The organism is Pelagibacterium mangrovi (assembly GCF_036662815.1).
Taxonomy (GTDB): Bacteria; Pseudomonadota; Alphaproteobacteria; order Rhizobiales; family Devosiaceae; genus Pelagibacterium; species Pelagibacterium mangrovi.
Window position 1 is genome coordinate 252,297 of record NZ_JBAFXA010000001.1, and the last position, 24,843, is coordinate 277,139.

Sequence of the window (24,843 nt, forward strand, 5' to 3'; positions counted from 1 at the left end):
CGCCTCCTGATGCTGCATAAGAATTTATGTCCTGTCGGACGCCCTAGCGAGCGTTTGCGCTCTTTTCATGATGACGTCCCAGCCCTTCCGGCCGCCGCCCGCTAACGGCTGTATTAGCTGTAGTAATATTGTGTCATTGCCCGGTTATTGCCTCTCCATACCGTCATCTCGCCGGCCCCAGCGGTCGAAGCGCATGACATTTCAGGAGAACAAGAATGACAGTCCTTGGAAGGATGGTCATGATTTCGGCCGCGGTTCTGGCGATGGCTTCGACAGCCCTTGCACAGGACGAGCGCCCGTCCATCACCATCGGCGTTCAGTCCCTGCCGGCGGGTTTCGACCCAGGCCTCAACATTTCCAACGTGGGCCAGCGCGTGAACTACTCGCTGTTCGACGAATTGATCCGCCGCGCCTATTGGGAAGGCGAGAACGGCGACGGAGCCGAGCTCGCCCCCTCGATCGCCACCGACTGGCGCAATGTTTCGGACACCGAATGGGAAGTCGATATCCGCACCGATGTCGTTTTCCATGACGGCACGCCGATGACCGCTGAAGACGTGGCGTTCTCGTTCAGCGAAGAGCGCGTGTTCGGCGAGGAGCGGCTGGTGGCGGCCGGTCCGACCTATTTCGGCAATTTCACCAATGTCGAAGTGGTCGATGAGGATACTGTCCGGTTCACCACCTCCGGCCCCGATCCGATCTTCCCCTATCGCTTCACTGCGACCTTGGGCAAGGTCGTCCCCAAGGACTATTACCTTGAAGTGGGTCCCGAGCAGTTCAACCTCGCTCCGATCGGCACCGGTCCCTATAAGCTGGCCGAAATGCGCCAGGGCGAATTCATTCGCCTCGAAGCCAATGACGATTACTGGGGCGGCCTGCCGCCGGCCCGTGAAGTGACCTTCGTCGAAATCCCGGAAATGGCCACCCGTATTTCGGGCCTGATGACCGGCGAACTCGACATGATCACCGACGTCTCGCCCGACCAGAGGGATACGCTGGCCCAGGCCGATGGCGTCCAGCTTATGCCGGCGGTCATCGACAATTCCCGCGTTATCGTCTTCAACACCTTCGAAGCTCCGATGGACGACCCCAACATGCGCCGCGCCATGGCCTATGCCGCCGACCGGCAGATGGTCGTCGAGGCCCTGTGGGGCGGGGATTCCCGGGTGTTGCCGGAACTGACCTTCACGGCGCACGGCGAGGACTTCTTTGCCAGCCGCACCGCTGCCGCCTACGATCCCGAAGAAGCCCAACGCCTGCTCGATCTCGCCGGTTATGAGGGCGAAGAGATCGTCTTGCGCATCCCCGATGGCTATTACACCAATTTCCTCGAAGTCTCGCAGGTGCTCCAGCAGATGTGGCGCGAGAGCGGGATCAACGTCAGCATCGAATTGCGCGACACCGGCCCGGTTCTGACCGAGGACACCTGGCATATGCGGGCCTGGTCCAACGGTATGCAGATCCCCGATCTCACCCACCCGCTCGCCAACAATTACGACCGTAGCGCGGTGCGGACCAATCCCGACCACCACAACTACACATGGCAGGCTCCCGAGCGTCTTTACGAACTGCTCGACCTGCTCAACACCACCATCGATGCCGACCAGCGGCTGGCCTATTTCACCGAAGCGCTCGACCTCATGGAAGCCGAAGCGCCCCAGATGGAGCTGTTCCAGCACGTCGAATATTTCGGCGTCCGCGAAGGGATCGACTGGAAGCCCTATTCCTTCTGGATGATGGATCTGGGTCCGGATAACCTCTCGTTCGAATAATCCTTGAAGCGGGCGGCATCGCACGATGCCGCCCGTCCGACTTTCCGGGAGCCCGGTCTGGTGAAAATCCACCCCGTTCTGGCCCGCGCCCTGCGCATGGGCATTACCCTTTTCGTCGTTGCCATTGCCGTGTTCTTCATGGTTCGGCTTTCGGGCGATCCCATCGAGATCATGGCCGGCCCCGATGCCGACCCCTATTTCATCGAGCAGATGCGCGAGCGTTGGGGCCTCGACCGGCCGCTGCACGAGCAGTTGATCGCCTTTATCGGCGGCATCTTCCGGGGCGAATTCGGCTATTCGCTCGCCACCGGCCTGCCCGCCGCGCAATTGTTTCTCGAGCGCCTGCCCGCAACGCTCTGGCTCGGTTTCGCGAGCCTCGCGTTCAGCATCGTCATCGGCCTGCCGCTGGGCATTTTCGCGGCGCTCAAACATAATTCGGCGCTCGACCGGTTCGTAATGTCGATGTCGGTTCTGGCATTCTCCATGCCGAACTTCTTTCTCGGCGTGCTGTTCATCCTGTTCTTTTCATTGCATCTGCGCTGGCTCCCCAGCTTCGGCAGCGGGTCGCTCGCCCATATGGTCATGCCGGTGCTGACGCTGGGATTGTCGAGCGCAGGCGCCATAGCCCGGTTCGCGCGCTCCTGCATGCTCGACGTGCTCAACCAGCCCTATATGCTGGCGGCCCGCGCCAGAGGCATAAGGCCTCCGCGCCGCACCTTCCTTCACGCGCTGCCCAATGCCTCCATTCCGCTGGTGACCATTCTGGGCATGCGGCTTGGCGATCTGATCGCTGGGGCCATTATCGTGGAAACGGTGTTCGCATGGCCCGGCATCGGGCGGCTGCTGGCCGAATCGGTCACCAATCGCGATCTCGCCGTCGTGCAAATCATCGTTCTTGCCACGGCCACAACCATGGTCCTCGCCAATCTGGCGGTGGATCTGCTCTACGGCTGGCTCGATCCCCGGGTGCGTCAGTCATGAAGGATTTTTTCAAAACCCTCCCGCCCAGCACCGCTGTTGCCCTGGGCGTGTTGAGCGTTCTGTTCATTCTGGGATTGGGCGCCGAGCTTTGGGCGCCCTATGACTATCGCCACACCGACCTCCTCGCCCGGCTCCAGCCGCCGGTCTTTGCCGGCGGGGACTGGGCCCATATCCTTGGCACCGACGAGATCGGGCGCGACATCCTTTCGCGCATTCTCTACGGGCTGCGCACCAGCCTGATGATCGCCGCCGTGGGCACGATGATCGGCGCGGTGGTGGGCACGCTTCTGGGGTTCATCGCCGCCCATTTCCGGGGGGCGACCGAACAGGTGATCATGGCGGCTGTCGATTTCCAGGCCGCCGTGCCGTTCATCATCCTGGTCCTGTTCTTCATGGCCATCGCCGGCACGGGAATGTGGATATTCCTCTTGCTGGTGGGACTGGCCGGGTGGGAGGTCTATGCGCGCCTCACGCGCGGCATGGTGCTGAGCGCCCGTGAGCAGAATTACGTTCTGGCCTTGCAGGGGCTGGAACTGAGCCAATCGACCATCTATCTACGCCACATCCTGCCCAACATATCGAGCGCGCTGATCGTACAGTTGACGCTCAATTTCCCCGCCACCGTGCTGCTCGAAACCGGGTTGAGCTTTCTCGGCCTCGGCGTCCAGCCGCCCAACACCAGCCTTGGGCTGATGTTGGGGCAGGGGCGCAATTTCCTCCTTAACGCGTGGTGGATTGCTGTGTGCCCCGGCGTGGTGATCGTCATGACGACGCTCTCGATGAGCATGCTGGGCGACTGGCTCCGCGACCGGCTCGATCCGCTTTCGCGGGGGCGGTAGAAAGAAAAACCCGGCGTCTCAACGAGACGCCGGGTTCAATATTCATCACTACGGAATGTTCACGCCAGATGGCAGGCCACGCGCCGCGTTCCCTCCATAGGACGCAGATCGGGGCGTTCTCCTTTGCACGCGTCGACCGCCTTTGTGCAGCGCGGGTGGAACGGGCAGCCCGAGGGCAGGAACAGCGGGTTGGGGGGTTCGCCCACCGCTACTTCGTCACGCCGGTTCTGGCGTGGATCGAGTGCGGCGGAGAGCAGGACGCGCGTATAGGGATGGCGCGGGGCGTCGAAGATTTCGGCGGTCGGGCCCTGTTCGACGATGCGGCCGGCATACATCACGGCAATCTCGTCGCAGAGGTAACGCACGCTCGAAAGCTGGTGCGAGATGAAGAGATAGGCGATGCCCAGCTCGCGCCGCAGGCTTTCCAAAAGCCGGATGATCTGCGCCTGCACCGAGACATCGAGCGCCGAAAGGGGTTCGTCGCAGACCAGGAGCTTTGGCCGCGCGGCCAGTGCCCTTGCGATCACCACGCGTTGCTTTTGCCCACCCGACAATTGATGGGGGAACCGGTCCGCAAGACTGGGTGACAGGCCCACCAGCGTCAGCAGTCGGTCGCGCTCGGCGGAGCGTTCAATGCGCGAACCGTCGCATGTCAGCGCAATGGCCTCCTCGATCTGCGCGCCGATCGGCATGCGGGAATCGAGCGCCGAGGCGGGGTTCTGGAACACCATCTGCACGCTGCGGCGCAGGCGTTTGCACTGCTCGGGGTCGGCATCGGCGAGTGAAATCCCATCGATGCGGACGCTTCCGGCCGAGGGGGGAAGGAAATGGGTGGCGATCCGCGCCAGCGTCGATTTTCCGCATCCGCTCTCGCCCACAAGGCCGAGCGCCTGCCCCGGCTGGATCGAAAGCGTCACCCCACCGACGGCAACCAGCGTGCGGGCGGGCGAAAAAAGCCCGCTGCCGCGCGTCGAAAAATGCATTTCGACATCGTCGAGGGCCAGAAGCGCGGTCACTGCAGCCGCGCCCCGGCGCGAAGCGGATGATGGCACCTGACGGTTGCGCTCGCTCCGAAGTTTTCAATTTCGGGCAGGTCGGCGGCGCAGGCCGCGCTCGCGTGAAGGCAGCGCGGGTGAAAGGCGCAGCCGGCGGGGTGCCGGCCGGGGCTGGGCACTTCGCCGGCGATCGCGGCCGGGGGCGGCGCGTGCGGATCGAGCGAGGGGAGGCAATCGAGAAGGGCGCGGGTATAGGGATGGCGCGGCGCCGTGAACAATTGGTCCTTGCGCCGCGATTCCACCGAGCGGCCGGCATAGAGCACGGTCACCCGGTCGCAGAGTTCCGCAACCACGCCCAGATCGTGGGTGATCAGGACGATGGCGAGGTCGCGCTGGCGCTGGATGGAGCGCAGCAGGTCGAGAACCTGAAGCTGCACAGTCGCGTCGAGCGCCGTGGTGGGCTCGTCGGCGATCAGCACTTCGGGCTCGCTGGCCAGCGCCATGGCGATCATCACGCGCTGGCAGGTCCCGCCCGAAAGCTGGTGCGGATAAGCGTCGAGACGGCTTTGGGGCGCCGAAATCCCCACCATGCTGAGCAATTCGCAGGCCCGCTCACGCGCCTGGGCCGTATTCATGGGGAAATGGCGGCGCAGGGTTTCGATCAATTGCCGGCCGATGGTGCGCACGGGGTTGAGCGCGCCCTGCGGGTCCTGGAAGATCATGCCGATCCGGCTGCCGCGCACCGTATCGAGCCGGCTCTGCCGGTCGCCCAGGATCTCGGTTCCGCCCAGCCGCACCGAACCGGTGACTGTCGCTTCGCGGGGCAAGAGGCCAAGGGCGGCGAGGCAGGTGACGGTCTTGCCGCAGCCGCTTTCGCCGACAATGGCGTGGCATTCGCCGCGATTGACCGAAAGGCTCACATCATGGACGAGATCGATCCGTCCCTCGCGGCCCGGCACGCTCACCGACAGGCCTTCAATGGCGAAGGCCGGAATTTCGGGCGCGGCGTCTTCAGCGACAAGCGGATAGGGCAGGCGCGAAAGGGGCGGGACGAGGTCCATCGTCATGATGCGAGTTCCATCGGTTCGGGATCGGCGGCGGGGACTGCGACGCCGCGCTGGGCGCAATTGCGGATGAAATCGGTGAACTGTCCGCGCGCGTGGGTTTCGGCATCCCCCGCATAGGTGAAATCCTGCGGATGGGTGATGAGGCTGCGCTCGCCCACCAGGGCCACCGCGTAGTGCGGCGCGCCCGACCAGCGGGTGACCATTTCGGTGGCAAGGTCGGGATAGACCTGCGAGCCCATCGAGCGCAGTCCGGAAAACGAAATGCCTTCCACATGGCCCTGCATGTCGGCGTGGCAGTGCCCGTGGAAGATGTGGCGGATCTTGCCGCTGTGGCGGGCCAGCACCTTATGGAAATCGTCCCAATCGGCGACGCCCTTGGCGTCCATGGCAAACGCGCCGGTCGGTGTGGGGTGATGGTGCATGAAGATCAGGATTTCGCGCGGGCTTTCCGATAGCTGCCGGTCGAGCCAGCGCAGGCGATAGGAACCGAATGCGCCGCCGGCGGTGCCCACGGTCTGGGTATCGAGAAACAGCAGGCGATAGGGACCATGGTCGGCGAAATACTGCACGAAAGGTGCGTCAAACGGATGACGGTCCCCGAAGACTCCGAGGAAATTGTCGCGGTTGTCGTGATTGCCGACCATCAGATAGACGGGGAGGGGGAAGTCTTCCAGCAGCGCCTTGAGCTTGCGATAGGCGCCCGGCTCGCCCCAATTGGCGAGGTCGCCGGTGATCGCCAGAAAATCGGCATCGCCGAAATTGGCGCGAACGTGGTCGAGGGCAAGCCGCGTCGTCTCGTGGGTGTCGTGTCCGAAATGAAGTTCGCCCGTCCCGGTGAGATGAAGGTCGGTCATATGGATAAGCTTGAGCAACGGGGCCTCGCAGAACTTTAGAAACTTGAGGCCGCGATATCATCCAACTGTCACGTTGGGGTGATGTTCTATTAGCGCCGATTATATTGCGATCAGGCTTTGGGGCCGATTTTGAAGATCAACCACCACCATATCCTCGCCTTCAACGCGGCCTGCCGCCACAAGGGGTTTTCCACGGCCGCCAAGGCCCTGGGTGTCACCCAATCCTCGGTGACCCAGAACGTCGCCAAGTTCGAGGCCGAGGTGGGGGCAAGGCTGTTCGAAAGGCGCCGCAGCGGGCTGGTCCTCACTCCGGCTGGCAGCAAGATCCATGCGGTGACCGAGGAAATCGGCCAGCTCTACAAGCTGCTCGAGGAGCGTATGGCCGAATACGCGCAATCGAACCGGGGATTGCTGCGCGTCGTCGCCGCCGCTTCCCAGCCGGCGCTTTCCTATCTGCAGCGGTTCAAGCAACGCCATCCAGGGATAGAGCTGGCGTTCGATAACGCCAGCTGGCGGCAATGCGCCGATCTTTTGCGCGACCGGCAGGCCGATGTCGCCTTGATGCCCCAGCCGGAAAATACCACCGGCCTCTATCTCTGGCCAATCGAGGAACGCGTGCACAGAGCGCTGGTCTATCAAGGTCACCCCCTCTACGAGGCAGCGGCGATCTCGATTGCCGACATGGCACGGACGACGGTGATCCTTGCCAGTTCACGCTCCTTTGCCCGCTGGCGTTTCGAGCGGCGCGCCGCTGAACTGGGGGTAAAACTGACCGATGTGATGACCGTGGGCTCGACGCCCATGGCGGTGGAAGCGGTGCGGAGCGGGCTGGGCATCGGCATCACCTATGGCGAAGCCATGCAGGTCGAGCCCCATCTGCGCTCCATCCCCATCACCGATCTGAGCGACAGCTATCCCCTGGTCGCCGCGTGCAACAGCGACGTGCGCGACCTCGCGGTCATCCGCAGTTTTTTCGATTGCATGGATTGATCCACGCCGGCCGACCGGCGCGGATCGTCATTCCATTCAATTTACCCAGCCGTGCTCGGCAATGTTGCGCCGGGCCAGCCGGCGGACCGTCAGGTGCTGCTCGAAAGCGCCGCTGCCGGTCGTAAAGGTTTCGGCCTCCGGCATGGCATCGTCGGGCTCGGTGCCGCCCGCCAGCAAGCCGGCAAGGGGCCGGCCCACCATAGTTTCGGGCTGGGCGATGCCGAACACCGAGAGGATGGTCGGGGCGACATCGACCATGCCGCCGATGGTCTCGGAGCGGTGGCTGGTCCTGAAATCGGGGCCGGCGGCAAGGAACACCGTCGCCAGCTCCTCGGAGTGCAGCCCGCCATGGCTCGATCCGCTCGGCCCTTTGTCGCCGGCGTTGAGGCAATGGCCGTATCTGCGGTCACGTCCATTCGCTTCCATGCGGCGTAGTTGGAAAAAGAGGTCGGGCGAGCGCTCATGGTCGAGCGAAAGCAGGCTGGTCGAGAATGTTCCGGGCACCGCGCCCTCGATGCCGTCTCCGCCGGCGGTCAAGAGGTTGCCGCACCAGGGCTGGGCCTGCATCCAGCCAACGATATCGGCGAGGGCGGATTGATCGGTATCGCGCAGATAAAGTCCGCCGCTGCCGAAGGGAAGCAGCAGGGCGCCGGGCTGGTCGGGATTGGCCGTGACCGGCAAGCCGGTTTCGGCGAACAGGGCCTGGAGATCGATGGTTCCCGAGGTTTCCACATGGCCGTGGTCGGACAGGAACATCAGGTTCGGCGCGTCCTCGCCCAGCCCGCGCCACCAGGCGACGATCTCGCCCACCAGATCGTCCACATGGGCCAGAGCCGTGGCGCTGACGGGGCCGTCGATGCCATCGACATGGAGCGATTTGTCTGGCTCTTCGGACCAGAGCACCGTGACGTCGGCCAGGACCTCCGGATAGACGATTTCCGTCAAGGCCCGCACGGCATAGCGCGAGCGGTTGAGATTGACCCCGTTCGGCGAGGGCATGGCGCCGAGCTGGGCTTCGACCGAGGCCCACAATTTGGGCGAGCTGAACTGGGGACCGGCCATGGAAAGATAGTGCTGGCCGCGCTCGGTCGCCCGGTAGTTGAGCAGGTGCGGCGCACCGGATGCGCCGCAATGGATCACCGCCATCGAGCGCCCGCCATCGGCGAGCGCCGCGCCCAGCGGAACCGCCGTCAGCAGATCGTGGGCGGGCGTAATGGAAGAGATTTCGCCATGATCGCCCACGTCGAGAATGCCCGGCTTGAGCTTGCCGCCGAAGATCTTGTTGAAATGGATGCCGTGATGTTTCGGTGTCGTCCCGGTGCCCAACCCCGTCTTGTTGACGCGGGTGTGGCTGGGATAGAGCGCCCGGCTGCCGGCGAGCGTGGCCGCCTGGACTTTGAAGGCGGCAAGGTTGGGCATTCTTTCGGGCGTCACGAGGTCGGGCCGCAGGCCGTCGAGGACGATGATGACGAAGCGATTGTTGGACATGGACGCATCTTCTTATGTGGGCGGTGGCACCGGCCTAGTCCCATCAGGTGTCGTAACGTTGACACTCTATTACGCCGGCTAATGCTGCTGACGGATCGGTCCATGGCGAGACGGCTCGAATTTTTTTGCATCCCTCCCCAATAAAGCCGTTTCCCCCGGCGTCTCATGGGGTGACACTTCTTGCGCGACAGGACCTGAAGGGAACCGGTTATGAGCGATTGCAGCATGGGAAATATCGACAACCACAGGCTCGGCAGGGGCGTTAGCCCGCTGCTGGTGCCGCTCGTCAATCGCGCGCTGGCGGGCGTATGTCTGGCGGTTATCCTGCCGCTCGGGGCCGCTGTCGCGCAGGAAGGGGCGGAAAGCCGCATCGAGGCGATTACGCTTTCCTCGTCCGGCCTTGCCGAAATCCGCAGGGCCATAGCGGCCGAGGGGGCGGGCGAGCTCGATTTCGACGTGCCGCTCGATCAGGTCAACGACGTTCTCAAGAGCCTTCTGGTCTATGACCCGGCGGGCAATGTCGCCTCGATGACGCTCGATGGCTTGTCCCCGGTCGAGGAAACCTTCCGGGGCCTGCCCTTTACCGCCGAAGACATGCGCGCGCTGCCGCGCCTGTTGGGCACGCTTCAGGGCGTTGCCGTGCGTGTGTCCTCGGGCGGGCGCACCGTTGGGGGCATGGTGCTGGGTGTTTCCGAACCCGCTCCGGATGCAGAGACCGAGGAAGCCAGCCCACTGCTTTCGGTTATGACCGAGGAGGGGCAGGTCGCAACGATCCGGCTGCGCGCCGATACGGAGCTCGACATTCTCGATGAGGCGATGCGCGAAAACCTGCGCATGGCGGCCAGTGTCAGCGGGCAGCGGCGCATCGAGGACATGCGGACCATCATGCTCACCCTCGAGGGCACCGGCGAGCGGGATGTGCTGCTCGACTATGTGGTGCCCGCGCCGATCTGGAAGACGGCCTATCGCCTGATCCTCGATGCCGAGGGTACCGTTCGCCTCCAGGCCTGGGCGGTGATCGAAAACGCCACCGGAGACGATTGGTCCGATGTGGAGGTGACGCTTTCGTCGGGCGCGCCGGTGACGCTCGCCCAGGCGCTTCACGAGCGCTACTGGCACCAGCGGCCCCAGATTCCGGTGCTTTCCCAGTCGACCACCCCCATGGGGCCCGATCGCTTCCGGGAGATCGCCGTGGGGCAGGCCGGCTTCGCCGCCGAACAGGAAATCATGATGGACACCAGCCGCACGGCCCCCGCTGCCGCGCCTTTCGCCATGCCCGAGCCCTCGATGTCCGCCGCCCAGGCCCAGGCGGGCGAGGGCGAAACCGCGGCGACCTATCGCCTGCCCATGCCCGTCGACCTGCCGGCGGGCCAGACACTTTCGGTGCCGTTCGTGGATGCCGAACTGGAGGGCGAGCGCATAGCGCTGTTCCAGCCCGAACGTGGCGAAATCCATCCCATCTCCGCCCTGCGGCTGGAGAACGGCACGGGCACCAGCCTGCCCGCCGGCATCGTCACCGTTTATGCGCCGCAACAGGAAGGCTATGCAGGCGATGCGCAATTGGCCAATCTGCCAGCGGGCGAAAACCGGATGCTCAGCTTTGCCGCCGACCGGAAGGTCGAAATCCGGACCGAACGGGTGCCCGATGAAATTTCCTACCGCGCAAGCCTCGTCGAAGGCGTGCTGCGGGTCACCCGGATCTGGCAGGCCGATACGGTCTATACGGTTTCCGGCGCCCCCGATGCATCGCGCACCGTGGTGATCGAGCACCCGCGCCGGGATGGTTGGCAGTTTTCGTCGGACGCGCTCGATGGCAGCACGCCGACCCATCACCGGTTGCGCGTCGAGGTCCAAGAGGGCGGCACGGCGGAGGTGGTCGCTACCTTCGAGCGTACCGAAACCGAGAGCCTTTCGCTTCTCGATGCGGATTCCGAAACGCTGCTCTTCTGGCTGGGTCAGCTCGACGATCCGGAAACCGCTCAACAGCTTACCGAACTCGCCGATCAGCAGCAGGAGATCGTAAGGACCAAGACCGAGATTTCCGATATCGAGCGCGAGTTGGACAACGCTTTCGCCGGCCAGGAACGGATCAGGGAAAACCTTGTGGCGGTGCCGGGCGAAAGCGCGCTGGCCCAGCGTTACCTCTCCCAGCTCGAAGAGCAGGAAGACCTGATCGCCGATATGGAGGAACGGCGCGGAGAGGCCGAACAGAGGCTCGCCCAATTGCGCGATGCATTCAACCGGGCCGTCGAAGCGCTTTAGGTAAAAGCCGTTAAGTGGGTTTCGACGAGCTGGGAAACCAGCTCGTCGAACGCCCCGTCCATGATGCTGTCCAGCCGGCCTTCGGTGGCCAGGGCGGTTATTCCATAGATGCCCGCCCAGAGCAGATGGGCCTGACGCTGGGCTTCCCTAACCGGCCGGCCCGGCGAGAGATCGGCAAAGCACTGCCCGATCATCGTGGTCAGGCGCCCGATATGGGAGCGATACCATTCGGGCGCCGGCAGGCTGGCGTTGCGGCGATATTCGAACAGCGCGTTCCAGGCGTTTTCATTTCGCGAAATGAAATCGACATATCGCCGGGCATATTCATGCATGCGCTGGCGGGGAGGAAGCGTTTGGGACACTTCGGCGAGCGCGTCGCCCAAGCCGCGCAGCACATCGCCCAGGGCGGCGAGGCGGATGTCCTCGATCGAGGGGAAAAGATTGTAGAGCGAGCCCGGCAACAGGCCCGCCCGCTTGGCCAGGGCCCGCGCCGAAATGGCGCCCGGGCCGTCCTCGGCGATCATCTCCCTCGCCGATTCCAGCACTCGGGCGCGCATTGCCGCCCGATCCGCTTCCGTCCGTCTGGCCATCGAATATTCCTTTACGTGAACATTGTTCACAATAAACGCTTGACATGCATGTCCCGTGCGTCATTATGAACACTGTTCATGTAAAGTGCAACCAACCCTGGGACACCTTGAAATGACACGGGACGCCAGTTCGATTTCCGACTATCTCGACACCCTGCGCGGGCGCATGCCGGTCGATGAGATCGCCCAGCGTCTGGCGCCCAAGCCGGCCGAGGCCAGGGGCATCCGCCCGTTCACCGACATCAGCGCCCAGAACGCGGTGCGGACCTGGGATCAGCTCGAAGCGGCGGGCACGCCCACGACGGCGCGGGCGGCGATTTTCGATTCTCAAACCCAGGACGAGGCCGAGGCCTATGCCGGCAACATCGAAACCCTCGTCGGAACCGCAAGGATTCCCATGGGTGTTGCCGGTCCCGTGCGGGTCAACGGGCTCAACGCGCAGGGCGAATATCATGTGCCTCTAGCGACCTGCGAGGCGGCGCTGGTCGCCTCCTACCATCGCGGCATGCGCGCGGCGACGGCTGCGGGGGGCATCACCGCCGCCGTCCTGACGCGCGGCGTCATGCGCTCGCCCGGCTTTGCGTTCGCCAATGAGCTTTCGTCGGGACTGTTCGTCGATTGGGTGCTGCGCAATCGCGACATGCTGTTTGCCGCCGCGCATGCCACCACCCGCCACGGCAAGCTGACGGAGCTTTTGCCCCATATCGAAAACGAGATCGTTTTCCTCCTGTGCCGCTACGACACCGCCGACGCGTCGGGGCAGAACATGAGTACCATCGCCACCGAGGCCCTGTGCCGGGCGATCGTCGAGCACTGCCCGGTGCGGCCCGAGCACTGGTTCGTGGAAGCCAATTTCTCCTCCGACAAGAAAGCGTCGGCCCTGGCGTTCCTTTCGGGGCGTGGCCGCAAGACCACTGCAAGCGTCGTCCTCGAAGAACCGATCGTGCGGCGCCATCTGCGCACCTCCATCGACATGATGGACAAATATGTCCGCATGTCTTCGCTCGGCGGCATCGTTTCGGGCACCATGGGCGTGCAGGGGCATTACGCCAACGCGTTGGCCGCCATCTTCATCGCCACGGGGCAGGACGTCGCCTGCGTCGCCGAATGCGCTGTGGGGGTGACCCGGCTCGAACGCAGTGAAGGTAGCATGAGGTTTTCCGTTACCCTCCCCAATCTGCTGGTCGGCACCGTGGGCGGGGGCACCGGCACGCCCACGGCGCGCGCCACCCTCGATATCATGGGGCTCCATGGCGCCGGCAATGCCGACGCCTTTGCCGAAGTGGTCGCCGCGACCTGTCTTGCGGGCGAGCTTTCGATCATCGCCGCGCTCTCTTCGGGCCAGTTCACCGGCGCCCATCACAAGCTGGCCCGGACGCGAACCGGCGGAGAGGAAAAATGAGCGCGGTGGGCGAGGCTGAAAAATCATTGTCCGCGCGACTGATCCAGTATGCAGGCGAGCGTTTTCCCCTGCCTGCCAATGGCCTGCTGACGGCGTTGATGTGCGCCGGCTCCATCGCGCCGCTGGATCTGTCGCCGCCGCAACCGCTCTGGCAAGCGGCGCTGAGTTTTCTGGCGCTCCTGCCGCTGTTTTTCATCATGCGGGTGGCCGACGAGCACAAGGATTTCGCCGATGACAGCGCCTATCGCCCCGAACGACCCGTGCCGCGCGGCCTCGTGAGCTTGGGGGAATTGCGGGGTGCCGCCGCTGTGGCGGGGGTGGTGCCGCTGGTGCTGGCTGTCGCCTTTTCGCCGCTCTCCATCGTGCCCCTGTTGTTGGCTCTTGCCTGGATCGGCGCCATGTCGTTCGAATTCGGCGTCAAACATTGGCTGCGCGCCCATCCGCTCGCCTATCTCTTCTCGCACATGCTGGTCATGCCGTTGCTGGCGCTGGTCGCCATCTCTTTCGCGGTGCCCGATACCGAAGCCTTCTTTTCGGCGCGGGTGGCCATGGTCCTCGGTCTGGCGTTCGCCGCCGGGCTGTCGCTGGAAATCGGACGCAAGGTGTGGGCACCCGCCGAGGAGCGCGAAGGGGTCGAGACCTATTCGAAACTCTGGGGACCCACCACCGCTGCCATCGTGTGGCTCGCCGCCGCCTCGGCTGCACTGATTTTGGGCGCCGCCGCCGCCGACCCTCGGCTTCCCATCCTGTTCACGGCGGGCGTCCTGATCCTTATCGGAGCGATGGCCGCGCTGCGCTTCATCGGCCGCACGGACGTGACACACGCCAAGCAGTTGCGCGCCGTCGTCGTATTGGGCGTCGCCGCCGCCTATGGGCTCGCCATCGCCGGAGCCATGCTCCCATGAGTGCTTCTCACGCTATTGTCGGCGGCAAGGCCGCCAATCTTTTGCGCCTGCGCGACATGGGCTGGGCGGTCCCCGATTTCCACGTCATCCCCGGTTCCGACTTTACCGAAAGCGGAGGCATCTCACCCGACCGGATCGAGGCGCATCGCGCCGCGATATCGGCGCTCGAAGGGGACGCCTTTGCGGTGCGCTCCTCGGCGGTGGACGAGGACGGGAGCGACAATTCCTTTGCCGGCCAATTCCTTTCCCTCCTCGAGATCGCCCGCCCCGATATCGAAACGGCGGCTGCCCGCGTCTATCGCTCGGGCACCCAGGCCTCGGTCGCCGCCTATCGCGCGCAGCGGGGCGGCGGGGCAGGGGCGCCGCCATCGGTCATCGTCCAGCGCATGATCGCCCCGCGCAGCGCCGGCGTGGTGTTCTCCACCGATCCGGTCACCTCGCGGCCCGACCATATGGTGATTTCGGCCACCGCCGGTCTGGGCGAGGGGCTGATGGCGGGCACTGTCGATGGCTGGACCTATCTCATCGAAAGTGGTTCGGGCGACATCATCGAAACGACGCCGGGCGAGGGAGAGAACCCGCTCGGCGCGAGCGATATCGAATCGATCGCCGACGCCGCCCGCAGGATCGCGGCATCGATGGACGGCCCGCAGGATATCGAATGGGCCATCAACAATGCCGGGCTCCACATCCTCCAGTCGCGCCCCATCACCACCATCCAGACGGGCATCTGGCGCATCTGGGACAATTCCAACATCGTCGAGAGCTATCCCGACTGGGTTTCCCCTCTGACCTTCTCCTTTGCCCGTTCGGTCTATGCCCATGTCTATCGCCGCCTGCTTGCCGATCTGGGTGCGTCCGAAGCGGCGATTGCCCAACGGCACGCGGCGTTCGAAGGATTGCTGGGGCGGTTCGAAGGCCGGGTCTATTACGAATTGGGCAATTGGCACCGCCTCCTCTCGGCCCTCCCGGCCTATCGGCTCAATGCCGGGTTCATGGACCAGATGATGGGGGTGGACGAGCCGCTGCCCCAAGCCTTCACCGCGCCGCTCGAAGCGGAAGCCGGTTCGGGCAATCGGCTGGCCGCCGGCGCGCGTACAGTCCGGGCCGGGGTGGGGCTGATGTTTCGCGCCATGCTGCTCGGGCGTACCATCAAGCGGTTCCGCGCCCGCCTCGATATGGCGCTCGACCGCGACAATATCGATTTCGCCACGGCCGATCTCGATACGCTCGCCGCCTATTGGCGCGGGCTGGAGCGCGATCTGCTGTCGCGCTGGGACGCGCCGCTCCTCAACGATCTCTGCTGCATGATCGCGGTGGGCGTCGCCCGCAAGGCGCTTTTTTCCTGGGGCGGCGACGAGGGCACGGCGATTTTCAACGATACGCTGATCGGGCAGGGCGAGATCGTTTCGGCCGAACCGCCCCAGCGCATAAGGGCGATGGCCGATCTGGTGCGCAACCGCCTCGATCTCATCGAGGCGCTGAGCCTGCACGATCTCGAGACCCTGCGCGCCGATGCCGAATTCGCGGCGCAGTTCGACGCCTATATTGCCAAGTTCGGCGACCGCTGCGCCGCCGAGCTCAAGCTCGAAAGCCCGACATTGGAAGACGATCCGGCCCCAATTCTCGATGCGGTTCTGGCGGCGGCCAGCCGCGAGCCTGTCACGGTTGGGGCGACACGCACCGCAAAATCCAGTTCGCTCCTGCCGGGCAAACCGATCCGCAGCGCGATCGCGCGCCGCCTTCTGGCGCTGGCCGCCCGCCGGGTGCGCGACCGCGAAAATTTGCGCTTCGACCGCACCCGCGTCTTCGGCCGCGTCCGGCGCGTCGTGCGCGCCATGGGCGACAGGCTGGCCGAAACCGGGCGGCTGGACGCTGCGAGCGATATCTTCCATCTCACCGTCGACGAAGTGCAGGGCAGCGTCGAAGGCTGGGGCATCTCGCCCGATCTTTCGGCGCTGGCGCGTACGCGCCGCGAACAGGCTGAAATCGAACGCGACAATGCCATGCCCGACCGCTTCGAAACGCGCGGCGCGCTGGCCACGGCCAGCCCCATCGTCACGCGCAAACGCGTGGACGACACCGGCGATCTGCGCTCGGGGCTGGGGTGTTCGGCGGGCCGGATCACCGGAACGGCGCGGGTCGTCCTCGATCCCACCCGGGCGAGCGTCGGGGCGGGCGAAATTCTCGTCGCGCGCAACACAGATCCGGGGTGGATCGCGCTTTTCGCCAATGCCGGCGCGGTGGTGGTGGAAAAGGGATCGATCCTTTCCCATTCGGCAATCGTCGCGCGCGAGATGGGTATCCCCTGCGTCGTGGGTATCAAGGCCGTGACCGAATGGATCGAGGATGGCACCACCATCGAAGTCGATGGCGGCGCGGGCACCGTGAGGATCGTGAGATGAGCAAGGACATTTCCCAACGCGCCCGGTTCGACCATGTGCGCTACGCTCAGGTCTGGGAAGATGCGGACGTTTTGGTCCAGGGCCTTCGCATCCGGAGCGGCGAGAGCGTTTTGTCCATCGGTTCGGCGGGCGACAACGCATTGGCGCTGCTCACCGCCGATCCGGCCAGCGTCGTGGCGCTCGATCTTTCGGCGCCCCAGATCATGTGCATCCGCCTGCGGATCGCCGCCTATCGGGCGCTGACGCATGATCAATTGCTCGAACTGATGGGCTCGCGTGAAAGCACGTGGCGGGGCGAACTTCTGGATCTTGTGTTGAAGGCCCCCGAAATCGACGCCGACTGCGCCAGCTTCTGGGACGGCCAGCGCGATGCCGTGCTGCGCCATGGGGTCGGCGGCGTCGGGCGGTTCGAGCATTATTTCGAAATTTTTCGCGAGAAAGTGCTCCCCTGGGTCCATTCGCAAGCCAGTGTCGATGGGCTCCTTGCCGAACGCGCGCCCGCCGAACGCGAAAAATTCTACCGGGCCCGCTGGAACAATTGGCGCTGGCGGCTAATGCTCAAGGCGTTCTTTTCGCGCGCGGTCATGGGAAAGCTCGGCCGCGATCCGGCGTTTTTCACCCACGCGCAAGGCTCGCTCTCCGATCAGGTCGCCCGGCGCACGCGCCATGCGCTCGTCGAGCTCGACCCTTCGCAAAACCCCTATCTGCACTGGATATTGAAAGGCCGCCACGGCGCCGCGCTCCCGCTGGCGCTGCGTGAAGAACATTTCCAAACCATCCGCGATCGGCTCGACCGGTTGGAAGTCGTGCAATCGACGCTCGAATCCTTTGCGGGACGGTCCTTCGACGCCTTCAACCTTTCCGACCTTTTCGAATATCTCGATCCGGCCGGTTTCGAGGCCCTTTATGGCGCCCTCATCGATATGGCCAGGCCCGGCGCGAGGCTGGTCTATTGGAACATGATGGTGCCCCGCAGCGCGCCGCCCCGGTTCGAAGACCGGATCGTGCGCGAAACCGAGCTGGCCCGGCGCCTCCATGATAAGGACAAGGCGTTCTTTTATTCAAATCTGATCGTGGAGCGCGTGCGGTGACCTTGGGCGATCTTGCAACGGTCATCGGCTTTTCGGCGCTGCTGGTCGCGGCGCTGCTGCTGGCCCGCCGGGTCGGCAAAGCGCTGGACCTCGGCCCTGAGGTGCGGCGCAAGATCGTCCATGTGGGGCTGGGCTTTTCCGTCCTCACCCTGCCATTGCTTTTCGATACCGTCGCGCCGGTCCTCCTTCTCTGCGCGGCCTCCATCGCCATTCTTCTTGCCGCCCGCTTCAATCCCCGGTTGGGGGCTGCGCTGCATGGGGTGGGCCGGTCGTCCTATGGCGAGATCTATTTCGCCCTCTCGGTCGCCGTGCTGTTCGTGCTGCAGGCGGTGGGCGAGCGGGCGGGGCTGTCCGCTCTGCAAATCGGGGCCGATCCGTCGGTGTTCTTCATCGTTCCCATCGCGGTGATGACCCTGTCGGACACCGCGGCGGCGCTGGCGGGCACCGAATATGGCAAGCGCGTCTTTCCCGTCGAAAAGGGCAGGAAATCGCTCGAAGGCGCCGTCGCCTTTTTCATCGTCACCTGGCTGGTTTCGATCATCCTCCTGCTGGTTTTGACCGAAATCCCCCGCGATACGGTCATTGCGCTTTCAGGGCTCATCGCGCTGGTGGGCGCCACCATCGAGATCGAAAGCTGGGCCGGGCTCGACAATCTTTTCGTGCCCATCGGGCTGCACATCATCCTCGTCGCCATGGCGCCGGCGGGCGTGTTGCAGATTGTCGCCGTCGCCGGTTTCTACGCCCTCGCCGTCGCGTTCGCCTTTCACATCGCCCGGGCGCGCGATGTCAGCCAGCAGCCGCTGCGCGCCGCCATCCTGCTGCTGGTCGTGGTGCTGCTCTCGTTCGATCCGCTCAACGCCGCGCTTCTGGCGTGCGTTCTTGCCGTCACCATCATGGCCAATCGCATGGCGCGCCAGAGCGAACCCCATGCCGAGCTGCACACCATATTCGCGGTGATCGCCATCGGCATTTTCTGGATGGTGCTGGGCAATATGACAGGCCGCAACCTCATCCTTTATTTCGCCATCACCATTACCGGCTATGGCGCGGCGATGGCCGCGCTGGCGCTGACGCGGCACAAGATCTGGCTGCTGCTGACCATTGCCGGGTTTTCGGCGCTGCTTGCCGCGCGCATCGCCATCGAAGCCCTCGGTCCGGTGACCGCAAGGGTTTTGATCGCCTATGGGGTCGCTTCGATCGCCGCCCTATCGATTCTCTGCGCCTTCCGTCCAGCGCTGTTCGCCCGCCGGCGTGCGGCCAAGATCGCCATGCTGGTGCTGGCGACGACCCTGCCGCCGGCCATTTTCGGAGCCCTACAATGACCGAGACGATTTTGCACGCATCGGCCTCCTGCTCGCTGCTCGTCAAAGGGCGCGAGGGGCGGATTTTCGCCTTCGATACGAAGACCGCCGAAGATGGCACCGCGCTCATCGCCGATGCGCTGGCCCGACTGGCTGAAGCCGGTTGCAGCACGGTATTGGGCCCGATCGGCGAAGATAGCTGGGGCTCCTATCGGCTGGTTGTCGAAAGCGACAGCACTCCGGCCTTTCCGGGCGAACCCGATACGCCGCTGTTTTTCGTCGATTGCTTCACGGCCAACGGTTTCATCCCCGTCGCCCATTATATCAGCACCGTCGATACCGCGCCGCAGCCGTCCGTCCGTCCGGCCCCCGCCGATCTGGCAATCGGGGAATGGAACCGCGACAACCCGGAAGCCGACATGGCCGCGATCCATGCAATCGCCAATTCCGCCTTCGCCGCTGCGCCTTATTTCGAGCCCATCGGGTTCGACCGGTTCAAGGCGATCCACGCCCCGCTTCTCGCTTCGCTGCCCTCGCGCTATTGCCTTGTCGGGCGCGACGCGGCTTCGGGTGAAATCGTTTCCTGCCTTCTGGGCTATCCGAGCGCGGCGGGCCTCGTGCTCAAGAGTTTGATGACCATGCGGCCGGGCGCCGGAAGCGCGTTGGTCGATGAATTCTACCGCCGCGCCATCGATGATGGGCAGAGCCGCATCGTCCACGCCCTGATGCATGAGGACAACCGCTCGACCCGGATGAGTTCCAGCCGCCAGGGCCGGGTCTTCCGCCGCTACGGCCTGTTTGGACGTGACCTGTGAGCAGCGTTCTCGACCCTTTTTTCGCCTCGTGCCGGCGCGCGCCAGAGCGTATCGCGCTGATCGACCGGGACGGCACGGCCATCACCTACGCCCAACTCCAGGCCGAGGCGCGGGGGCTCGCGGCGCACTGGCGCGGCAAGGGGTTGCGGCCCGGACAGCGGGTTCTCGTCGCCACCCCGGTTTCCATCGGGCTTTATCGCAGCCTCATCGCCATCTGGATGGCGGGATGCGAAGCGATCTTTCCCGAGCCCTTCGCCGGGCTCAAGGGGCTGCGCCACGCTTCGTCCCTGCTCAAGCCCGCATCGACGGTGACCAGGGGTGCGCTCGGATGGGCTCTGCCGCTTCTGGCGGGCCGCTGGATGCGCCCGCTCTCGTGCCATGCGGTGGGCGAAAGCACGGGGGGCATCGTGGATATCGCCCCGCCCTCCGAGGTGGCGCTCTATTCCTTCACCAGCGGGTCGACCGGCACGCCCAAATGCATCGCGCGCAGTCACGCGTTCATGCTGGCTCAATCGGGTGCGGTCTCGCGCCTGCTGGCGTCCGACAGGCCGGAAATCGATCTCGTCTGGTTTCCGGTTTTCGTTCTCGCCTGCCTCGCCAATGGCGGCACCGCGGTTCTGGCCGATAGCGCGCTCAAGCGCCCCGCCGCTCCCGACACGCAGGCGCTTGCCGCCCAATGCCGACGGCATGGCGTGACGCGTCTTCTCGCCCCGCCCACGGTCGCCGATGCGCTCTCGCGCGAACCCACAATGCCCCGTCTGGCGCGCGTCTTTACCGGCGGCGGTCCGGTGATGCCGGATCATTTCGGCTCCATTGCCGCCTATGCCGACGAAATCGTCGCCGTCTATGGCTCGACCGAAGCCGAGCCGATCGCCATTTTATCGTCCAAGGATCTCACGCCGGAGCTGATGGACACAATGCGCTCCGGCGGCGGCCTTCTCGCGGGCAAACCGGTGGAAGACCTCCATCTGCGCATCCGCGAGGATGAAATCCAGGTCGCCGGTCCCCACGTCGTCCAATCCTATCTCGACCCGCGCCAGAACCCGGAAAACAAGATCGCCGAAGACGGCGTCATCTGGCACCGCACCGGCGATGGCGGACGGCTGGACGATCAGGGCAGGCTATGGCTGCGGGGTCGGATCGGCGGCAAGATCGAGGGTTTCTGGCCGCTTGAAACCGAGATGACCGCCCGCGCCTGGCCGGGCGTCACCGCCTGCGCGCTTGCGCGGCACAAGGGCAAGCCGCTGCTCGCCATCGCCGGCGATCCCGCGCATCTGCCGCACTGGCAGCAGGCTGCCTCCCGGCTGGCGGTTGGCGTGGTGGTGCTGGAGGAAATCCCCATGGACCGCCGCCACGCCTCCAAGCTCGATTATACCCGGCTCGGCGCGGCCATCGAAAAGACCGTTGTGGCAGCGGGCGATTGAGGAACCACTCACTGGTTCTGAAGAATGGTCCCGATCAGCGTGCCGGCAAAAACCAGTTGCCCTTCGCTCATGGCCTGTTCCATCTGCTGTCCCCTCACCGGGGTGGTGATGGTCAGCGCGAGGACGTCCTCGCCGTTCTGGAGCGTGCAGATCCGGTCGATCAGCTTCATGGGAGCCTCGCCGTCATCGGTCGCTTCCGCCGTGTCGAGCCGTTCGACGACGCCGCAGGCGATCACGGTGCCGTCGACATCGACGCCCATAAGCCGCACGGGCGAAAACTGGAAACCCTCATGCAGCGCGTTGGTGCCGGCCGCGAGGTTCTGGTCGAGCAATTGGAAGAGTACGCGCTGGGCGGCTGCCGATTCTCCGGTTACCTCCGGCTCGGCGCCCGCCACGCCCGATGTGTCGGTTTCCGGCGCGGGGATGATCCTGAGCGTGGCGCGGCCGACGCTCTGGCCGTAATAGGCGATCAGCAGTTCATCGCTCAACTCGGCGTCCTGCAGCGCCATTCCGTTCAACTCCTGGGGCAGTCTGTCCTCATAGTCGGCGGGCGCGGCCCAGGCGGCACCCGAGGCCAGAACGAGGGCGGCGGCAAGAGCGGTCGGGCGGATCATGGTCATCGATATGCGTCCAAATCTGTTCGACAAAGCCCGGAGGCGACCCGATTCGTTCGATGTTTGTATGACAGCGCCCTTTCCTGCTTGCGCGGGGCCAAGCCCATTGCACACCATCGGCATCTTACGGTCACATTTCCGTGAACCATGTCCGGGGTCTATCGGGAGGAGTTTTGAATGAAAAATCTCACCGCCATCGCGCTTGCGCTGTTGCTTGCCGTGCCGGCTCCGGCTTTGGCGCAACAGTTCTCGGAAGCCACCGAAACCGATGAGGAACTGATCGCGCTTTACGATCAGGCCGGCGATCTGTGCCTGCGCAATCCGAGCCGGGACGTGGAGGTCGCCGTCGCCTGCTATTCGATGCAGATCTATGCCATGGCGCTCAACGAACGCGACCTCTGCTATGGCCGCGAAGAGGAGGCCAATGCGGTCATGGAGTGGCACCAATGCGAGGAAACCTCGTTCCGCGCGCCTGAAATCGACCTGCCGGAGGGGTTCAACTAGAGTGAAATCAGGAAAAGTTGCAGACTTTTCCGGTTCGATTTCACGACCAGCCAAAAAGTTTAGGGCTCGACCACCTCGAACTCATAGGTCTCAGCGAGCCAGGACCCGGCGGTCACCATGATCGAATGGGCCCCGAGCGGGTCGCCTTCGGCCAGGCACCATTGCGCCCCGATCCAGCCATCGGCGGGTTCGAGCGTGCGATGGGTCTTGGCCGCCGTGAGGTCGTTGGAAATCCGTGAATCGCCGGCTCCCCAGCTTCCCGCCGGCGCGGGCAGTTGCAGCACTTCGAGCACGTCGATCGAAGCGGGTGCATCCTCGATCCGCGCCTGCCAGGCAAAACAGGCCTTGCCGGGCAAAAGCGGAACCTGGGTCGTTTCCTCGGTTTGCACCGACCCATCTTTCTGCGCGACCGAAACGACGAAGGCCCGCTCGGCCACGCTGGGCTCATCCTGCGCCGCCGCAGGAAAAGCCGACAGGCCAAGGCCCATTATGGTCCCGATAAGAACAATGCGCATGATCCGTCTCCGCAACTTTGCGCTGGATGATAGCACGATTTTGCGCGCCGGTCGGATCAGTTGGCCGCCGGCATCGCCCGCAGTCTGAACCGCGCCGTCAGCGCGCCTTCCGTCCACATGGAAAAATTGGTTCCCCATTTGTTGTTGAAGACGTTGAATCGCCCGCCTTTGCTCATGTCGGGCAAGGCGCGCGAAAAGACGAGGAAGGGCTGGTCGCCGGGCACGAACAGCGGGGTGTCGAGCACCTCGAGGGCAAATTTGCCCCCAACGCCCGTTTCCACGGTCACGCCGTCGACGCAGTGAAGCTGGCGATTGCCGTTCTCGATGACGGACCTCGGATCGATATCGAGCCCCAGCTTGGCCATTCTCCACGCTTCGGGCAGCGCCTTGGCCGCAAAGCTCAAAAATCCGGCTTCCGGCATGCGGTTGGCGGGCTTGTCGGCCAGGGTGACGGTAACGGTCAGCGCATCGCCTTCGATCCGGTAGGTGGTGACGACGGTGGCGGGCGCGCCCAGTTTTTTATGCGCTTCGGCTTCGCACCGGGCCGAAACAATTATCGCATCCGCCGTCCGCGCAATGCGCGCCCCGCCGGTTGCAAAAACCGCCGAACGGGCGGTGGCGGCGTTTTCGAGACCGGGCTTGCCATGGTCCTGCACGCCCCAGCGATAGCGGGCCGTGAGATAGCTATCCTTATAGGCCTCGAAATCTTCGGCGTCGTAGCTCTCATAGGTGAAGGCGAACAGGCCTGACCCTTCCGAGACGGCCTCGATCGACCGCTCTCCCGAAGTGGCACGGCGCAGGCCGCCCGACAGCGGATCGAAGACCAGTGACCAGTCGCCGAGCGTATAGGCGCCGCTTTCGATGGGTTCGGACTGCCCCTCGGCGGCCGCCGGTTCGGCTTCCGAAACAGCCTCCCGGTCGCCAGGGTCGAGCAGCGCCAGCGCCTCGTCGACAATGGCGTCCTGTTCCGCCCAGGCGCCCTCGGCCATGGCAAAGCGCGGATCGTCCCGGCGGGCGGTTTCGAAGACGGGGCGGTCCCAGGCGATTTCGTCACGCAAGTAGACCTTGATATCGACGCCCCATGTGTGTTCGGCCACCTCCAGCAGCTTGCGTCCGAACGCCTTGCGGGCCGGGGTCAATTCCTCGCCCGCGAAGCTGTCGAACGCCCGACGGGCGGCAAGGTAGCGGCTCACCCTTTTGGGGGCCGAGCCCACGCCGTGTATCCAGCTATCGGCGATCTCGGCTTCGATCACCGGGAAATTTTCGCGGTGCGGGCGCAGCGCGTCGGCGAATGCATCGAGCGTCGATGCGGCGATCTCGAACCCCTTGTTGCTTTCCCCCAGCTCGTAGAAGCTGTCGACGACATGGCCGACATTCTGGGGGCCCATATTGTCCATGGTGTGGGCGAAGGCGATGCCGTCTTTCATCCCCTCGGGCACCAGCGTCGTCCCGTATTCGCTTTGATACATGACGAGGATTTCCTCCCCGCCGGGGGCGCGCCAGCGAAAGACCGGGGGCACGTCGGGCGGGGTCGAGGCAGAATTGACCCCGATATGGAGGAAATTGACGCCGGCCCTGGCAAGCAGGGGCACCAGCCCCAGCGTGTGGCCGGGCACGTCGGTCATCTTGGCGGCCCGTGTCCTGCGCCCGAACCGGGCATCGAGTTCGGCGGAAATCGAAAGCGCTTCGGCGACCAGCGCCGGGGACATCAACTCGGTGTGGGTGGTGAAGGGCAGGGCGTGCCAGGCGATGATCCCGGCTTCTATCCCGCGTTCGAGCCGGCGCACCTTGTCGGCGGGCTGGGTCCGCAAATGGTCCCAGATCAGCCACGACCCCGTCGTCCAGACGAATTTGGGCGCGCTTGCATCTTCCTTGAGGAAGTGCTCGCCGGTATCGAGCGCCATGGGGATGAAATAGTCGTGGTACTGGCGGCGCACGGTGCCGGCATAGGCGGTGAAGCCCAGATCGAGATGGGTCTTGAAGATCAGATGCAGCCTGGAAGTCATGATGGGGACAGCTCGGGTTGAAG

General features: G+C 64.6%; 21 protein-coding genes. 13 read left to right on the top strand and 8 right to left on the bottom strand.

Annotation, left to right across the window (positions count from 1 at the left end; translation table 11 throughout):
- Positions 1-215 precede the first annotated feature (215 nt).
- Genes V4T21_RS01255 through V4T21_RS01265 form a run of 3 tightly spaced genes read left to right on the top strand, consistent with a single transcriptional unit; the run spans position 216 to position 3,592 of the window.
- Positions 216-1,772: an ABC transporter substrate-binding protein gene (locus V4T21_RS01255; protein WP_332711908.1), complete on the top strand. Its 1,557-nt coding sequence runs from the start codon at positions 216-218 to the stop codon at positions 1,770-1,772.
- A 60-nt stretch (positions 1,773-1,832) separates the two neighbouring features.
- Positions 1,833-2,753, top strand: coding sequence for an ABC transporter permease (locus V4T21_RS01260; RefSeq protein ID WP_332711911.1), 921 nt, complete (start codon positions 1,833-1,835; stop codon positions 2,751-2,753).
- Positions 2,750-3,592 (top strand): ABC transporter permease, encoded by an 843-nt coding sequence (locus V4T21_RS01265; protein ID WP_332711914.1) that lies wholly within the window; start codon positions 2,750-2,752, stop codon positions 3,590-3,592. The genes V4T21_RS01260 and V4T21_RS01265 overlap by 4 nt, the downstream gene beginning before the upstream one ends.
- A gap of 59 nt (positions 3,593-3,651) precedes the next feature.
- Here the strand turns inward: V4T21_RS01265 and V4T21_RS01270 are convergent, their stop codons facing one another.
- Genes V4T21_RS01270 through V4T21_RS01280 form a run of 3 tightly spaced genes read right to left on the bottom strand, consistent with a single transcriptional unit; the run spans position 3,652 to position 6,526 of the window.
- A complete protein-coding gene (locus V4T21_RS01270) occupies positions 3,652-4,608 on the bottom strand; it encodes an ABC transporter ATP-binding protein (RefSeq protein ID WP_332711917.1) in 957 nt (318 codons plus the stop codon).
- On the bottom strand, positions 4,605-5,654 hold the full coding sequence (locus V4T21_RS01275; protein ID WP_332711919.1) for an ABC transporter ATP-binding protein: 1,050 nt from the start codon (positions 5,652-5,654) through the stop codon (positions 4,605-4,607). Before V4T21_RS01275 ends, V4T21_RS01270 begins: the two co-directional genes overlap by 4 nt.
- On the bottom strand, positions 5,651-6,526 hold the full coding sequence (locus tag V4T21_RS01280; RefSeq protein WP_332711922.1) for a phosphodiesterase: 876 nt from the start codon (positions 6,524-6,526) through the stop codon (positions 5,651-5,653). Before V4T21_RS01280 ends, V4T21_RS01275 begins: the two co-directional genes overlap by 4 nt.
- 111 nt (positions 6,527-6,637) lie before the next feature.
- Between V4T21_RS01280 and V4T21_RS01285 the strand changes: the two genes are divergently transcribed.
- Positions 6,638-7,498 (top strand): LysR family transcriptional regulator, encoded by an 861-nt coding sequence (locus V4T21_RS01285; protein ID WP_332711924.1) that lies wholly within the window; start codon positions 6,638-6,640, stop codon positions 7,496-7,498.
- Positions 7,499-7,534: 36 nt separating this feature from the next.
- Here V4T21_RS01285 and V4T21_RS01290 read toward each other — a convergent pair whose 3' ends face one another.
- Complete coding sequence (locus tag V4T21_RS01290) at positions 7,535-8,986, bottom strand: alkaline phosphatase family protein (protein WP_332711927.1); 1,452 nt, start codon at positions 8,984-8,986, stop codon at positions 7,535-7,537.
- Positions 8,987-9,196: 210 nt separating this feature from the next.
- On the opposite strand from V4T21_RS01290, the gene V4T21_RS01295 reads away from it, so the two are divergent.
- Positions 9,197-11,248: a DUF4139 domain-containing protein gene (locus tag V4T21_RS01295; RefSeq protein ID WP_332711930.1), complete on the top strand. Its 2,052-nt coding sequence runs from the start codon at positions 9,197-9,199 to the stop codon at positions 11,246-11,248.
- Here the strand turns inward: V4T21_RS01295 and V4T21_RS01300 are convergent.
- Positions 11,245-11,838 (bottom strand): TetR/AcrR family transcriptional regulator, encoded by a 594-nt coding sequence (locus V4T21_RS01300; RefSeq protein WP_332711933.1) that lies wholly within the window; start codon positions 11,836-11,838, stop codon positions 11,245-11,247. The genes V4T21_RS01295 and V4T21_RS01300 overlap by 4 nt on opposite strands.
- Before the next feature lie 112 nt (positions 11,839-11,950).
- Here V4T21_RS01300 and V4T21_RS01305 point away from each other — a divergent pair, with 112 nt between their 5' ends.
- Genes V4T21_RS01305 through V4T21_RS01335 form a run of 7 tightly spaced genes read left to right on the top strand, consistent with a single transcriptional unit; the run spans position 11,951 to position 21,181 of the window.
- On the top strand, positions 11,951-13,240 hold the full coding sequence (locus tag V4T21_RS01305; protein WP_332711935.1) for a hydroxymethylglutaryl-coenzyme A reductase family protein: 1,290 nt from the start codon (positions 11,951-11,953) through the stop codon (positions 13,238-13,240).
- Positions 13,237-14,145 (top strand): UbiA prenyltransferase family protein, encoded by a 909-nt coding sequence (locus tag V4T21_RS01310; RefSeq protein WP_332711938.1) that lies wholly within the window; start codon positions 13,237-13,239, stop codon positions 14,143-14,145. Before V4T21_RS01305 ends, V4T21_RS01310 begins: the two co-directional genes overlap by 4 nt.
- Positions 14,142-16,550, top strand: a complete 2,409-nt coding sequence (locus V4T21_RS01315) for a PEP/pyruvate-binding domain-containing protein (RefSeq protein WP_332711940.1) — start codon at positions 14,142-14,144, stop codon at positions 16,548-16,550. The genes V4T21_RS01310 and V4T21_RS01315 overlap by 4 nt, the downstream gene beginning before the upstream one ends.
- A complete protein-coding gene (locus V4T21_RS01320; protein WP_332711942.1) occupies positions 16,547-17,641 on the top strand; it encodes a BtaA family protein in 1,095 nt (364 codons plus the stop codon). Before V4T21_RS01315 ends, V4T21_RS01320 begins: the two co-directional genes overlap by 4 nt.
- Positions 17,638-18,963: a hypothetical protein gene (locus tag V4T21_RS01325; protein WP_332711945.1), complete on the top strand. Its 1,326-nt coding sequence runs from the start codon at positions 17,638-17,640 to the stop codon at positions 18,961-18,963. The genes V4T21_RS01320 and V4T21_RS01325 overlap by 4 nt, the downstream gene beginning before the upstream one ends.
- The gene (locus V4T21_RS01330) at positions 18,960-19,757 is read left to right on the top strand and encodes a hypothetical protein (protein ID WP_332711947.1); all 798 of its coding nucleotides are present in this window, start codon (positions 18,960-18,962) and stop codon (positions 19,755-19,757) included. The genes V4T21_RS01325 and V4T21_RS01330 overlap by 4 nt, the downstream gene beginning before the upstream one ends.
- On the top strand, positions 19,754-21,181 hold the full coding sequence (locus tag V4T21_RS01335; protein ID WP_332711949.1) for an AMP-binding protein: 1,428 nt from the start codon (positions 19,754-19,756) through the stop codon (positions 21,179-21,181). Before V4T21_RS01330 ends, V4T21_RS01335 begins: the two co-directional genes overlap by 4 nt.
- A gap of 8 nt (positions 21,182-21,189) precedes the next feature.
- On the opposite strand, the gene V4T21_RS01340 is transcribed toward V4T21_RS01335, so the two are convergent.
- On the bottom strand, positions 21,190-21,801 hold the full coding sequence (locus V4T21_RS01340) for a hypothetical protein (protein ID WP_332711952.1): 612 nt from the start codon (positions 21,799-21,801) through the stop codon (positions 21,190-21,192).
- A 171-nt stretch (positions 21,802-21,972) separates the two neighbouring features.
- Here V4T21_RS01340 and V4T21_RS01345 point away from each other — a divergent pair, with 171 nt between their 5' ends.
- Entirely contained in the window at positions 21,973-22,299 is a 327-nt protein-coding gene (locus V4T21_RS01345) for a hypothetical protein (RefSeq protein ID WP_332711955.1), read from the top strand.
- Positions 22,300-22,358: 59 nt separating this feature from the next.
- Here the strand turns inward: V4T21_RS01345 and V4T21_RS01350 are convergent, their stop codons facing one another.
- On the bottom strand, positions 22,359-22,814 hold the full coding sequence (locus V4T21_RS01350; RefSeq protein WP_332711958.1) for a PM0630 family protein: 456 nt from the start codon (positions 22,812-22,814) through the stop codon (positions 22,359-22,361).
- 56 nt (positions 22,815-22,870) lie between these two features.
- Complete coding sequence (locus tag V4T21_RS01355; protein ID WP_332711961.1) at positions 22,871-24,820, bottom strand: DUF5054 domain-containing protein; 1,950 nt, start codon at positions 24,818-24,820, stop codon at positions 22,871-22,873.
- Positions 24,821-24,843 lie beyond the last annotated feature (23 nt).

Bases quoted from the DNA above. Each gene is read 5' to 3' on its own strand.
- V4T21_RS01310 (WP_332711938.1), top strand. From the start codon at position 13,237: ATGAGCGCGGTGGGCGAGGCTGAAAAATCATTGTCCGCGCGACTGATC.
- V4T21_RS01320 (WP_332711942.1), top strand. From the start codon at position 16,547: ATGAGCAAGGACATTTCCCAACGCGCCCGGTTCGACCATGTGCGCTAC.
- V4T21_RS01345 (WP_332711955.1), top strand. From the start codon at position 21,973: ATGAAAAATCTCACCGCCATCGCGCTTGCGCTGTTGCTTGCCGTGCCG.
- V4T21_RS01340 (WP_332711952.1), bottom strand. From the start codon at position 21,801: ATGACCATGATCCGCCCGACCGCTCTTGCCGCCGCCCTCGTTCTGGCC.
- V4T21_RS01275 (WP_332711919.1), bottom strand. From the start codon at position 5,654: ATGACGATGGACCTCGTCCCGCCCCTTTCGCGCCTGCCCTATCCGCTT.
- V4T21_RS01265 (WP_332711914.1), top strand. From the start codon at position 2,750: ATGAAGGATTTTTTCAAAACCCTCCCGCCCAGCACCGCTGTTGCCCTG.
- V4T21_RS01295 (WP_332711930.1), top strand. From the start codon at position 9,197: ATGAGCGATTGCAGCATGGGAAATATCGACAACCACAGGCTCGGCAGG.
- V4T21_RS01355 (WP_332711961.1), bottom strand. From the start codon at position 24,820: ATGACTTCCAGGCTGCATCTGATCTTCAAGACCCATCTCGATCTGGGC.
- V4T21_RS01300 (WP_332711933.1), bottom strand. From the start codon at position 11,838: ATGGCCAGACGGACGGAAGCGGATCGGGCGGCAATGCGCGCCCGAGTG.
- V4T21_RS01350 (WP_332711958.1), bottom strand. From the start codon at position 22,814: ATGCGCATTGTTCTTATCGGGACCATAATGGGCCTTGGCCTGTCGGCT.
- V4T21_RS01290 (WP_332711927.1), bottom strand. From the start codon at position 8,986: ATGTCCAACAATCGCTTCGTCATCATCGTCCTCGACGGCCTGCGGCCC.
- V4T21_RS01315 (WP_332711940.1), top strand. From the start codon at position 14,142: ATGAGTGCTTCTCACGCTATTGTCGGCGGCAAGGCCGCCAATCTTTTG.
- V4T21_RS01330 (WP_332711947.1), top strand. From the start codon at position 18,960: ATGACCGAGACGATTTTGCACGCATCGGCCTCCTGCTCGCTGCTCGTC.
- V4T21_RS01305 (WP_332711935.1), top strand. From the start codon at position 11,951: ATGACACGGGACGCCAGTTCGATTTCCGACTATCTCGACACCCTGCGC.
- V4T21_RS01255 (WP_332711908.1), top strand. From the start codon at position 216: ATGACAGTCCTTGGAAGGATGGTCATGATTTCGGCCGCGGTTCTGGCG.